This is a genomic window from Saccharolobus shibatae B12, assembly GCF_019175345.1.
GTDB lineage: Archaea > Thermoproteota > Thermoprotei_A > Sulfolobales > Sulfolobaceae > Saccharolobus > Saccharolobus shibatae.
The window spans coordinates 2,209,248-2,221,367 of the sequence record NZ_CP077717.1 but is presented as its reverse complement, the minus strand read 5'-3'; the positions used below and the strand labels follow the sequence as shown (position 1 = coordinate 2,221,367).

Sequence of the window (12,120 nt, the reverse complement as noted above, 5' to 3'; positions counted from 1 at the left end):
AATGTTAATTTGATAAATGAGATAGAAAAAAATTTTTCTGTTTGGATGAAAGGAAAACTAATATGAAAGAAAAGGTAGGAAATTTAGAGCTCGAAGTTGAGGCAGTAATAGATATCAACGGTGAGGAGTATAAGGTTGTAAATGTACCCAATGCTGATGAATATAGGGGATTTCCTCCCTCATGGGACTTTGTGAAATTACATATGCTAACATGGAGGCCTTATTTTAAGGCCAAGATGATCGAGATTAATAATCAGCTTATTCCTGCAGTAGGAAATTTTTTACTTAATTTAGACGAAGATATGTATGAGTTGTTATTGGACATTTATTATACGTTTAAGGTAAATAAGCCTTCCATAGAGACTAACATCAGCACAGTAATTACTAGACAAATAGAGAAGGTTGAAGAGGAATTTGGCAGGAGATTTAATGAAGAAGAAAAAACAAGATTATATATTAAGTATGGAATAGAGACTGCAATATTAAGAGATATAGGTGTTATAAATTGACAACGATAACGTTTACTGCAGAAGGTAAGCTAGAGAGGGATAAGGTTATTGTAGACTTAAATGGAACTGAGATAAGAGTAGGTTTATTAGGATCTGATAATCCTACTCCAGAGGAATTCTGTCTTGCTTCTGCAATATCTTGTCTTATCTTGACTGTGTACTATATAGCAAGAGAAAAAGGTGTTGTTATCAATTCTATTGAAGGATATATTGAGGGGAAAATGGATACTAATGGATTTCAAGGATCGAAAGAAGTCCCTCCAGGTTTATTAGAGGTTAATTATGAGTTAATAGTTGAGTCGGAAGATAGTAGGATAAGTGAAATATTAAAAGAAGCTGAAGAACGATGTCCAATGAGGGATACGTTAACTAGGAGTGTTAAAGTAAATATTAACTGGAAAATCAAAAGTTGACTTTTTTAATTTTTAATTATATATTTTATACCGGGGTACTTATGGCAGTGGAGGGAAGTATATTAGGTGTCGGAGAGAGGGAGAGAAGAGAAATTGTAGGTTATATCCAAATGCTTTTAGATTCAATTAATGATCTAATGATAAAGTATAAGCTAGAATTAAAGAACATGGGTGTAATTAATAGATTAGCTATCATAACTGAGATAATTACTATGCATAAGTACAATCCAGAAACATATATGGGAACTTACTGGGAGGAACTGGTAAGTATAATTAATACGATTAAACAAGACCAGAAACTTGCCAATGAGTTAAAGGATATAGAGGAGTTAGTCGAGAAGATAAATAGTCTGAGGCAGTTAGCTAAATTTTAATTAGAAATTCCGGAAGTAGTTCCTTCGCTTTCTTTAAGTGTTTTTCTATTTCCCCTTTAGCTAACTGTTTAAAAGGTCCCTTATACCACTCTTTCATCTTTATCCTACTTCCAGTACCTTCTGATGTTATGTAAAAATCAAATCCGAATGATACGTTAAATAATGGTATTTTCTGTGACGCATAATACCTAGTTATGTACCTATCATCGTCTAACTTTACATTATACACAGTTAAAGGAGTATCCCAACTTATGACCCATTTAATTCTTAATAAATGAACTCCCTCTCTTATGCTAGAAACTGCTTTAATTTGTGGTATAAACAAGGTCAAAATTGCTGGATTTATAATTTTTTCATTAACGCTCTTGGGAGGTAAGGGGACTAGAAAATCAATAATGTCGCTTATGGATCCTTTAACTTCAGTACTTTTCTTTACTTTTACAGAATAAACTCCATCTTTTTCGTACTCTTCACACTCATATTCCAATTCATTGCATATATCTTCCAATGTATTTTTTCCATCTTTATCTACTTTAAATATAATCTCATTTTCGTCGGATTGTATATTCTGCATCACTATAAACTTCCTAACATTAGCATCTCTTTCTACTGTCAAATCTATCTCTTTCATACATGTATTATGTTTATATTATGAGTAAAAAAGCCTTTCTTTACTTTTACACTACTATATAACTATTAAATATTACTAACCAACTTTAAGTAATGTAATATAATAAGAAAATAAGGCAAAAATTTAAATAACCTCTTGTATTTCAGGTTTTCTCATAATTTCAGTTAATGCATCTATTAAATCGTTTTCATTAAAACCAAATATCACTGGTTTCTTCTCGTTAAATGCGTCAAGAATTACTTTTCTTATCTCCTCCAAATTACTTGATACTCCCCTTAGCCTATCTTCCAAATATTCTATGAATCCATTCGGTGACATGACGAAAAAGTCACCAGAAATTGATATTTCATCAATTTTCTTATTTACTATTTTAAGGGTAATTCTTAACAACTTTCTAGCCTTATAGTCAAGGTGACAAAGAGCTACTGCTGACGAGATTTTAACGCATCTTTCTGTGTGAATATTAGGGTGTCTATTATCCTTGTAAAATATCCATTCCTCTTTAGCCTTTTCACTTGCCAGTTTCTCCCATAATTCTATTTCCTCTGGTGTTAATGTCGAATCCTCGAATTTGATGCCTAATTCTCTTTCAAAGGCTTCCTTAAGTTTTCTGTTAATTTCATCCCTAGGTGGAACATATCCTAATTCATTTTCTAATGATGTTAACCATTCTGACATATCCTTAGCCATTTTGTCCCTAAACTTTTCTGTAGGAACCTTTATGCACTTACTAATTAGATCAACGTCTAGACTTAACAAAATATTTCCAGCTAATACAACTGAATTACCACGTGTCATTGCACCGTTTCCACTTATTTTCTTTCCATTGACTACTATATCCTGATCCCTTAAATCTGCGTTCAACCCATATGAACGTAAAACGTTTATTACGGGCGTGAGGAATTTCCTATATAGTTCAGTGGGATTTCTTGGTGCATCTTCTTGCCTAACCACAATAAAATAATCATGTTCGCCTGCTGTTATTACTACTGTCCCTCCTCCTAAATCACGCCTAACTACTGGAATTTTCATCTTTTTGGTAAATTCTAAATCAACTTCGAGCCATACTTCTTGATGGACTCCTACATTTACAAATGGCTCCTTAACTGAAAAAACCAATAATGTATTTTTCCCTCCTCTATTTACATAATCTGCTACCGATACGAACGAAGTTACCATGTGATAGCCGTCTTGAGGAGGGAGAGATATAAATCTCCAACTCATTTTATAGCCTCTTGCATGTTAACTTTTCTGAGGCTATTAACTCCTTCAATTTCTGTATTGCTGCTTGTCCACTAACTAGTTGTTTCAACTCCTCTGGATTGCTCATCTTCATCTTTACTAACCATCCTTTTCCATAAGGATCTTGATTTATAATTACTGGACTTTTCTCTGCCTCTGCATTAACCTCAACCACTTCTCCAGTTACTGGTGCGGGAACTGGTCCAGCCCACTTCCCACTTTCCATGGTGGCTACTGGCCTTCCTTTCTCCACTTTAGTGCCTTTTTTCTTTATTCTTACCTTGACTATCTTTCCTGCCATTGTTTGTGCGAGATCAGTTATTCCTACAACAATTGTATCTGAGCCCTCTAATCTAGCCCAAACTGTGTTTTTACCTTCTATAAAATAGTAAAGATTTTCTGGTATTTCACAGTTTGATTCAACTACCATACTAGGTCAGTAATATAATAAGTCTAATTAACTAAAAAAGTTTGCTTTAGAAAGCAGTTATCAGAAAAATGAGAATAACGAAATCTTATTTTTTAGATAGTTCAATTTATGATAAAACGAACTACAAACTTCGTCTTTTTAAGGCAAGGTAAAGCTTTTTAACCAACTTAACAAACGCTCTCCTATGACACCTCCTTCCGGTCAACTTACTGAGGATGAGGAGCGGGAGCCGACCATTACTCCCGCAATACCAGAAGGAGGTGTCTACGAAGTTAAGTTCGGGAATAGGAGGACAAACGTACTTCGTCTCCTACCAAACGGTCACCAACACAAAAAATTACTGAAATTAGCAGACGTTTCAGCCAAGTTGTTCAACGAGATAAACTACGAGAGGAGGCAACAATTCTTCAATGAAGGAAAAGTAGACTTCAAAGGAACGTGGGGCAAGTACTATGAGAAGTATAAGAACACACTGGGTGTTAACGCTCAAGCAGTAATGCAGAAGAACAACGAGGCGTGGTCCTCCTTCTTCTCCCTACTTAAACTCAAGAAGGAGGGAAAACTACCACACATGGATCACGTATCTCCTCCACGTTATTGGAAGGATAGGGAAAACAAGAAGAGAAAAAGGATTCTCATGGTTAGACAAGACCGTTATGAGGTGGATGAAGAGAGGAAGAAACTTATCCTCAAGGACTTTCATATGGAGATCGATTTTGAAGGTAGGTTAAGGTGGTACGGTAAGCAAGGTAGGTTAGAGATTATTTACGATGAGGATGTGAACAAGTGGTATGTACACATTCCCGTAGATGTTGGTGTTGAGACTACTAAGAGAGGTAAGCAATCAAAACACGTAGTTCATGGTGAAAGGAAGTCAATTCAAGTAGTTTTACCACAAGGTAATAAGGTAGCTTCTATTGACTTGGGTGTAAACATCCTTGCTAGCGTAATAGTAGATGATGGTACTTGGTTGTTATACAAGGGAGTTAGGGCAAAGGAGGATTACTTTTACTTTGAGGGGAGGATTGCTGAAGTTCAATCGCTTGCAGATAAAGCTAGGAGCGTGGATGAGTACGAGGCTTATGAGGAGTTAACGGGAGAGAAGAGGAGGCTATTCGAGAAGTTGCAAAGGAGGTTTCTTCATTTATACAGAGCTCTAGCAAGTGGTATTGTTGAGGAACTTCACAAGTTGGGCGTTTCCACAATCTACTTGGGCTATCCTTATAACATCTCTCAAGATAGGGGTAATAAGTACACGGTGAATGTGTGGTCTTATCGTAAGCTCATTGAGGCTATTGAGCTTAAGGCTCAGGAATACGGTATGAGGGTATACGAGGTGGTGGAATACAATACTTCTAGGTTCTGTGTTTATCATAACGTTGAGGTAACGAGAAAGCCGAGGGGAGTAGTTTATTGTTCTCTAGGTCATAAGCTGCATAGTGATTTGAATGGTGCATTAAATATACTAAGAAAGGGGACAGGGAAAATAATAAATAGTATAAAGAAGCCTCTTTCCTTCATAGTAGACCATAATCGAATAGCTCCCATAAAGGGGAGTAACGCTCTAGACCCAAGCAGAACCCTCGCCCCATTTAGGACGGGGGGTGGGTGGGTCAGATGAACACTAAGGAAAGATCATTGCTTGTAAGCTGGATAATATGGAGTGCAGCGTACTACATGTATTATCCGTTTATATCCATTTATCTTTCCCGTTTCGTGGAGGAATCTAAATTAAGCCTATTTTTCGCAGTATTTCAAGCTGTGTCTTTGCCTCTTCCATTAATAGGGGCTAAAATAGGCAAGGGTAACAGAATTCTTCCAATAATTATTGGAATGCTAGTGGGAGGGATAGGTATGGCAATGCTTCCTTTTTCCAGAAACATTTTGGAGGCTACCATATTTATGTCTCTTAATTATTTCATATTCTTATCGCTTCCCTCCTATTATTCTCTGATGTCAGAGATCGGTGAAGGCACTATAACTAGAATATGGTCCCTATCGATCTTACCTTCTATAATGATGCCTTCATTGGGTGGAGTTATAGCCCAATATTTAGGTTTAAGATGGCTTTTTGTGATAGGTGGAATGATTCTTGCTATATCTTTCTTACCTATGGTGAATTTTTCATATAATTCGTTGGGCCGAATTTCATTGAGCTCTAAAATTAACATGAGGTCATTTCTTCCAGCAATTTTAATCTTGCCTATAGCGATGGAATTTCCTTATATTTATCTAGTAGTCTATGACTATTTTCATTTAACTAAGGAAATTGTTGGAATCATAGCTACTTTGGCGGAGATTCTTGGTATAATATTAAGCTATCTAGCGTCAAAGCTAATATCTAGAAAGAAATATTTCCTCTCACTATCTCTATTTCTCTTCTCTTTAACATCCTTGTACTTTCTATCCCCAAGTATTGCAATCTTTTTTGGCTGTTGGGAGGCAATTGTACCGTTGACCTTGGAATACTTCTCATCCAGGAAAACGGTCTACGATTTTGCACTGATCAATATTATGCAAGGTCTAGGCTGGATTTTCGGATACCTAATAGATTATCTCATTCCAAATATAAGCCTTTTATTATTAAGTAGTAGCCTTATAGCTTTTTTATTAGGCTTGATAATATTATTTACCAAGGATTGATGGCAATGAATGTTAAAGAGTTAGCAATTCTCACTTTGTTATCGGAAGGTGAATTAAGCGTTAAAGAAATACAAGAATACGTAAATATATCGAGAAGGAATCTTGTAAAAACTATAAGAAAATTAGAGAGAAAAGGTTATATTCAAGAGAAGGCGTATGTAGGAGACGATGTTATAGTCGAAATTACTGAATATGGAATGGAAATGTTATATAAAAACTTCGTGTATTTAAGAGATTTAATAAATGAAATGGAGAATGTTTTGTGTACTAAGTTCGATTGTTAGTCACGTAAATATATTATAGAAGTCCAATATTCGTTTAAGCTTATAGAAGACTGGATGAGGTTTATTTCTGGGATAATATTTGAAATCTTTTAGTAACGAATCGTCAGTAACGTAAACTTTGAGTAAATTAACACCGTATATTCCATACATATAATATGGTGAGACTTTTTCTGCAACGGATATGAAGTCTTCCACGAAATCACCTATCTCAACTATATAACTATTTTTATCAGATACCTCAGAGATCATGGGAATTCCCTCATCTTTAGAGTAACCCTCCAATTCAAGTTGAGTTATATATGATGCATGAACTTCAAAGGTTTTACTATCCCCTTCATATTCTACTAGGAGCGCAATTGGCTTCAGACCTATTAACTTTCTTAACTCATGTTTAAATTCCCTCTTATCAGTTATTCCTCTTTCATATATGAACACCTTATTTGGTCTCTCATACAGTCTTAGACTAGCCTTTGTTATTACTCCAAATAAACCTTGTGAACCAATTACAATTCTCCATCTGATTTTTCCAAATGCAGTTATGAAATCTACCCACTCTGTGAAATTCCAAGGTGTGCCATATGCTGTAGATAAACTAGATATTTCATTAAGCGCCAATAGGCCACCTATACTTCCATCATAAATTGATGGGAGTAGTAAGTCCTTTTGTGATGCCTCTTCTCTTATTTTCTTAACATCAGCACCACTGTCAGCTATTACCTTGTTTTCACTTATTTCGAAATTATTGAGTCTTTCAGTCGTAACTATGATTATATCGGGTTTGATTTCCCTTTTAGTATGAGCTCCAAATCCCCTTATGCCAACTTTCTTATTTTCCTTTTTAGATTCACTGATTATCTGAAAGACCTCATTCTCATCCGCCGGGTTTACTTCTATCACAAATATTATCTTTATCAAAAAGATATTTAACCATAAAACCCACTTACCTAGTGTGCCAAAAGTAGCTGTAATTATGGGAAGTAAAAATGATTGGGAATATATGAAAGAAGCTGTAGAGATTTTGAAACAATTTGGTGTAGACTATGAAGCTAGGGTGGTTTCAGCTCACAGAACACCAGAATTTATGATGCAATATGCTAAGGAAGCGGAAAAAAGGGGAGTTGAAGTTATTATTGCCGGAGCTGGTGGAGCTGCTCATTTGCCTGGTATGGTCGCTTCACTTACAAGTCTTCCAGTTATAGGTGTCCCTATTCCCTCAAAGAATCTAAATGGTCTTGACTCACTTCTTTCAATAGTACAAATGCCCTATGGGGTTCCAGTAGCTACAGTTGCAATAGGCGGTGCTAAAAATGCTGCACTGTTAGCAATAAGGATTTTAGGAATAAAATATAAGGATTTAGCAGATAAAATTAAAAAATTCTCGGAAGATATGAGCAATGATGTTCTCAATACTAGACTGGAAGCCTAAGATTGGGATATTAGGAGGAGGACAACTAGGTTGGATGATGATATTAGAGGGAAGGAAATTCCCATTCACCTTTTACGTGTTGGAAAACGATAAGAACGCTCCTGCCTGCAGAATTGCGGATAGGTGTTTTTCTCCTCAAGAATATAAAGAATTTGTTGATTCCTCAGACGTCATTACGTTTGAATTCGAACATGTATATGAAGAAGCACTAAAGTATGCTCAAGAGAGCGGAAAGTTATTACCCAGACTTAATTCTGTAGAGTTAAAGAGGGAACGTTATAAGGAGAAACTCTTCTATAAACAACACAATTTACCTACTCCTAGATTTTTCGTAGCAGAGGATGGCGAGGAGGCGCTAAAAATACTTAGGGAGGAGTTCAACAATATAGGAGTTATCAAGGAGTCTAAAGGAGGATATGATGGGAAAGGCCAATATTTTATATTTAATGACGTTGAAAAATACCAATTCCTAAGGGAAAAGAAAGAAAAAATGGTAGTTGAGGAATATGTAAACTTTGACTTTGAGGCTTCGGTTATTATAGCTAGAGACAAAAAAGGAAATTTTGTCAGTTATCCCCCCACATATAATTACAATGAAAAGGGTATTCTAGTTTACAATTATGGGCCTTATTTCAATCAAGAAATCATTAACGTAGCTAAAAGATTAAGTGAGGAACTAGATTACGTAGGGACTATGGGAGTTGAAGTTTTTGTAACCAACGGTCAAGTTTTAATTAACGAGTTTGCTCCTAGGGTTCATAATACAGGTCATTATACTCTAGATGGAGCTCTTATCTCTCAATTTGAACAGCACTTAAGGGCTATAACTAATATGGAGTTAGGTCAAACCACTATTTTATCTCCTAGTGGAATGGTTAATATTTTAGGTACAGATAAAATACCAGTTGAAGTATTAAAATATGGTAAAGTTTACTGGTACTCTAAAAGCGAGGTAAGAAAGAGGAGAAAGTTGGGTCACATTAATGTGGTGGGGAATAATCTTGAAGAAGTTAAGCAAAAAATTGATAAAATTATGCAACTAATTTATCCTAATGGGTTAGATTTATGAGGTTCAAATTTAAAATCTGGATTGAGACAGAAGAGGGGAAACCACTTATAGGAAAAGGTGGAGTGAAATTATTAAGGGCAATTGAGGACACTGGTTCTCTTTCCAGCGCTTCTAAATCAGTTGGTGTTTCATATAAGTTTGCTTGGGAATACGTCAAAAGAATTAATGAAATTTTAGGTGACTCCGTAGAAATGAGAAAAGGAGGAAAGAACGCAGGAGGTTCTAAGGTCAATGAGAAGTTAGATAAACTACTAAGCATCTATGAGGAAGCACAAAAGGAGATTTCAGAAATCCTTGAAAAATATAATAAAAAGATAAATGAGCTATTAAATGAAGAGAAAAAAGGTTAATAATAATTTATTTTAGACTCTTTAGCGCCTTAGTTAAAGTGGACGCGAATGCTGGTAGATCACTAGGAACCCTAGAGGATATCAGATTTTCATCAACTACTACATCGTTATCAATGTAAATTCCTCCTGCGGCGATTACATCATCTTTTATTGAGGTCACTGAGGTTAGTCTTCTTCCTTTAACAAGATTAGCTGAAATTAAGATTTGAGGACCGTGACATATTGCCGCAACTGGCTTTTTCAACTCAAAGAATTTTCTAGTAAGATTTTTAACTTCCTCTAAGGTCCTTATATGTTCTGGTCCTCTACCTCCTGGTATGACCAGTGCTATGTAATCCTCTGGCCTAACATCCTTGAACGCAATGTCAGAAATTACAGTATATCCGTGCTTCCCTGTAACTCTGGCATTAGCCTCTTTCCACGCTATTACAGGTTTAAAACCTTCTTCAATTACTCTGTAGTAGGGATATAATAGCTCGATATCCTCAAACTCTTCTCCAACTATAAATAAGACCTTTTTCGAGTCCATAGTTTAGATATCTAGCCTTCAGCTAAAAAGTTTTTCTATATATAGACAATTTAACTAAAAAAATATAAAGTTTCCTTTTAAATGAGAGAATTATTTCTCTCCTAACTGTTCTCTAACTATCTCTTCTATCTCATCAGTTCTAAATCCGCTATATACGGCAGCGTAGTGGAATACTAGTCCAACAATTGCAGCAGCTATGGTATCCCACGGAAAAGGTATTGGGGCTGAAGTACCTAACGGGCCAAATCCTCCGAAGAAGCTGATTATATAGATTACTAGTATTAGCCCTATTAACCAGAATCCGCTCCTTATATATTGTTTACCCTTTCCATTCGCTAAAGCATACCCAATTAAGCTAGGTACTACTAATATTCCTAAAAATCCTAAGAAATATAGAACAAAGCTTGAAATTATATCACTTATTGGCGTTCCTGGTGGTACAGTTAATATGTTAATATAGGCAAAATATGCCAAGAGTATATTAAATATGAGTTGAGCCACACCTAGTACTATTCCAACAACTGAGTTTAGTTTTAATTCTCTTATCGCATAATATATCCAAAATAGTGGAACCCCAACGAATAATGCAGTTAGCACATAGTATAGTGTTGTAAAACCAGCCCAATATACGATTAATATTGCAGCGATAGTAGCTATTGGTGCTATGATACTAGCACCACTCAGTTTTACTCTTCTCTTTAGATCTGGTGCGGTTTTTCTTAAGGTTTGTAATCCTATACCTCCCATAATATATGTAAAGACTGTTGCTAAAGAAATGAATCCCACTAACAGATACCAGCTTGGGAATGGTAGTAAGAATATGAATCCTAGGATTAGTGAAGCTATGATTGACCAAATGGGTATTCTATGTTTATTTAATTTGAGGAAGAATTTTGGAAAGTAGCCATCAGCAGCTATACCATAAAAAGTTCTGGTAGTAGTTCCAATGTAGATTAACCCAGTACCACTAGGAGATATTATAGCGTCCACAAGTAATAAATATCCCCAATAAATTAAACCAGCTATACCTAGGGTAGATCCAAGCGTAGTTATCTCTCCATAGAATGGACCACTAGACCAAGGTCCAGATGATAATGCGCTCCAATTCCCTGGAACATATCCTTTACTTATATTTATTGCATATTGCCAGTTTATAGCGCCTATAAATGAAACTTGAAGTAGTGTATAGATTATTATAGCCAAGAGTAATGCTATGACTATTGCCCTTGGTACATCTCTTTGTGGATCTTTAGCTTCTCCAGCAAATTCTACTGGTTGCCTAAATCCCAAGTATGCGAAGACTATTCCAGTACTGGGTATTGCATAAAGCATCGCTGATGGTCCTATAATCCCAGAGGAAGCCCCAGATACAAGTGAAGGAAATAGACCTCCATAAGACGTAAAATTCTTTATATTGAAACCTATAGCTAATAGTAGTATAAATGTAATTGTTGGGACTATAAGTTTCCAGAAAGTTATTCCAGTATTAGTCTTCCCTAATACTTTTATTCCGAAGTAATTTATAAAGAAAAATACTATTAGTAGCAAGGTGGCAAGCCCAATTCCAGGTAACGTTAGAATTGTTACTCCATCAGCTGTAGTGGTCAGTAAACTACCCATATACGAGTTAATGGAACTGATGTATGTTATCGCTGCTTCAGCTTCTATTGCAGGCACTGTCATGGCTGATAATAAGTAAAGAAACCCCAAAATGTAACCAGCGTAACTCCCATGCGTATAATGCGGATATCTAACGATCCCACCAGTTCTAGGTATTGCACTTCCTAGCTCAGCATAAGCCAATCCTACGAACATTATAAGGATTCCTCCAATTATCCAAGCTAGTACTGCAGATGGCCCAGCTACTGAAGCAGCAGCTAATGATGCGAATAACCAACCAGATCCTATTATTGCCCCTAAACCTAAAAATGACATATCTAATAGGGTTAGTTCTTTTCTTAACAGTTTATCACTTTGTTGTGCGGAAACTTTTGTGCCTTCCTCAGCCATAATTAAACTTTAAAAAATAAAACTATATAAATCTTCATTATCCACAACTTATAATTAATTATACTTTACCGAAGAATTAGTACTAACTTTTTATGTATAAGCCTGCTTATATTGAATAATTTAATGTTATTTTGTCTTATTTTATTCTTTTTAGAAAATACTGAATACAAATAGTATTATAGTTAAATGAAAGCACGTCAATCATTCAAA

Annotated in this window: 15 protein-coding genes; 9 read left to right on the top strand and 6 right to left on the bottom strand. The window is 35.6% G+C overall.

Features of this window, described 5'->3' with window-relative positions; genetic code table 11:
- Positions 1-62 precede the first annotated feature (62 nt).
- From J5U23_RS11640 to J5U23_RS11630, 3 genes are read left to right on the top strand one after another with little or no spacing between them, the layout of a single operon-like run.
- On the top strand, positions 63-509 hold the full coding sequence (locus tag J5U23_RS11640) for a hypothetical protein (protein WP_218266262.1): 447 nt from the start codon (positions 63-65) through the stop codon (positions 507-509).
- Positions 506-922: an OsmC family protein gene (locus J5U23_RS11635; protein WP_218266261.1), complete on the top strand. Its 417-nt coding sequence runs from the start codon at positions 506-508 to the stop codon at positions 920-922. The genes J5U23_RS11640 and J5U23_RS11635 overlap by 4 nt, the downstream gene beginning before the upstream one ends.
- Positions 923-963: 41 nt before the next feature.
- On the top strand, positions 964-1,296 hold the full coding sequence (locus tag J5U23_RS11630) for a hypothetical protein (RefSeq protein WP_218266260.1): 333 nt from the start codon (positions 964-966) through the stop codon (positions 1,294-1,296).
- Here J5U23_RS11630 and J5U23_RS11625 read toward each other — a convergent pair.
- From J5U23_RS11625 to gcvH, 3 genes are all read right to left on the bottom strand, one after another.
- On the bottom strand, positions 1,286-1,927 hold the full coding sequence (locus J5U23_RS11625; RefSeq protein ID WP_218266259.1) for a hypothetical protein: 642 nt from the start codon (positions 1,925-1,927) through the stop codon (positions 1,286-1,288). The genes J5U23_RS11630 and J5U23_RS11625 overlap by 11 nt on opposite strands.
- A 123-nt stretch (positions 1,928-2,050) precedes the next feature.
- A complete protein-coding gene (locus J5U23_RS11620; RefSeq protein ID WP_218266258.1) occupies positions 2,051-3,151 on the bottom strand; it encodes a lipoate--protein ligase in 1,101 nt (366 codons plus the stop codon).
- A gap of 1 nt (position 3,152) precedes the next feature.
- Positions 3,153-3,599 carry a glycine cleavage system protein H gene (gene gcvH / locus J5U23_RS11615; RefSeq protein WP_012711182.1) on the bottom strand — a complete coding sequence of 149 codons (447 nt, stop codon included), beginning with the start codon at positions 3,597-3,599 and terminating at the stop codon, positions 3,153-3,155.
- Positions 3,600-3,783: 184 nt separating this feature from the next.
- Between gcvH and J5U23_RS11610 the strand changes: the two genes are divergently transcribed.
- The 3 genes from J5U23_RS11610 to J5U23_RS11600 are packed head-to-tail and all read left to right on the top strand — an operon-like array spanning position 3,784 to position 6,526.
- Positions 3,784-5,220, top strand: a complete 1,437-nt coding sequence (locus J5U23_RS11610) for an RNA-guided endonuclease InsQ/TnpB family protein (protein ID WP_218266257.1) — start codon at positions 3,784-3,786, stop codon at positions 5,218-5,220.
- The gene (locus J5U23_RS11605; RefSeq protein WP_218266256.1) at positions 5,217-6,242 is read left to right on the top strand and encodes an MFS transporter; all 1,026 of its coding nucleotides are present in this window, start codon (positions 5,217-5,219) and stop codon (positions 6,240-6,242) included. The genes J5U23_RS11610 and J5U23_RS11605 overlap by 4 nt, the downstream gene beginning before the upstream one ends.
- Positions 6,242-6,526: a winged helix-turn-helix domain-containing protein gene (locus tag J5U23_RS11600; RefSeq protein ID WP_218266255.1), complete on the top strand. Its 285-nt coding sequence runs from the start codon at positions 6,242-6,244 to the stop codon at positions 6,524-6,526. The genes J5U23_RS11605 and J5U23_RS11600 overlap by 1 nt, the downstream gene beginning before the upstream one ends.
- On the opposite strand, the gene J5U23_RS11595 is transcribed toward J5U23_RS11600, so the two are convergent.
- Entirely contained in the window at positions 6,527-7,441 is a 915-nt protein-coding gene (locus J5U23_RS11595; RefSeq protein WP_218258358.1) for an FAD-binding protein, read from the bottom strand. It abuts the gene before it with no gap.
- Between the two features lie 34 nt (positions 7,442-7,475).
- On the opposite strand from J5U23_RS11595, the gene purE reads away from it, so the two are divergent.
- Genes purE through J5U23_RS11580 form a run of 3 tightly spaced genes read left to right on the top strand, consistent with a single transcriptional unit; the run spans position 7,476 to position 9,371 of the window.
- The gene (gene purE / locus J5U23_RS11590) at positions 7,476-7,952 is read left to right on the top strand and encodes a 5-(carboxyamino)imidazole ribonucleotide mutase (protein WP_218258357.1); all 477 of its coding nucleotides are present in this window, start codon (positions 7,476-7,478) and stop codon (positions 7,950-7,952) included.
- Positions 7,924-9,021: a 5-(carboxyamino)imidazole ribonucleotide synthase gene (locus J5U23_RS11585; RefSeq protein ID WP_218267545.1), complete on the top strand. Its 1,098-nt coding sequence runs from the start codon at positions 7,924-7,926 to the stop codon at positions 9,019-9,021. The genes purE and J5U23_RS11585 overlap by 29 nt, the downstream gene beginning before the upstream one ends.
- Positions 9,018-9,371 carry a winged helix-turn-helix domain-containing protein gene (locus tag J5U23_RS11580; RefSeq protein WP_218260806.1) on the top strand — a complete coding sequence of 118 codons (354 nt, stop codon included), beginning with the start codon at positions 9,018-9,020 and terminating at the stop codon, positions 9,369-9,371. The genes J5U23_RS11585 and J5U23_RS11580 overlap by 4 nt, the downstream gene beginning before the upstream one ends.
- Positions 9,372-9,378: 7 nt before the next feature.
- On the opposite strand, the gene J5U23_RS11575 is transcribed toward J5U23_RS11580, so the two are convergent.
- Together J5U23_RS11575 and J5U23_RS11570 are read right to left on the bottom strand one after the other, a co-directional pair.
- The gene (locus J5U23_RS11575; RefSeq protein WP_218258355.1) at positions 9,379-9,900 is read right to left on the bottom strand and encodes a type 1 glutamine amidotransferase domain-containing protein; all 522 of its coding nucleotides are present in this window, start codon (positions 9,898-9,900) and stop codon (positions 9,379-9,381) included.
- A 90-nt stretch (positions 9,901-9,990) separates the two neighbouring features.
- Positions 9,991-11,910, bottom strand: coding sequence for an APC family permease (locus tag J5U23_RS11570; RefSeq protein ID WP_218266254.1), 1,920 nt, complete (start codon positions 11,908-11,910; stop codon positions 9,991-9,993).
- Between the last annotated feature and the right edge of the window lie 210 nt (positions 11,911-12,120).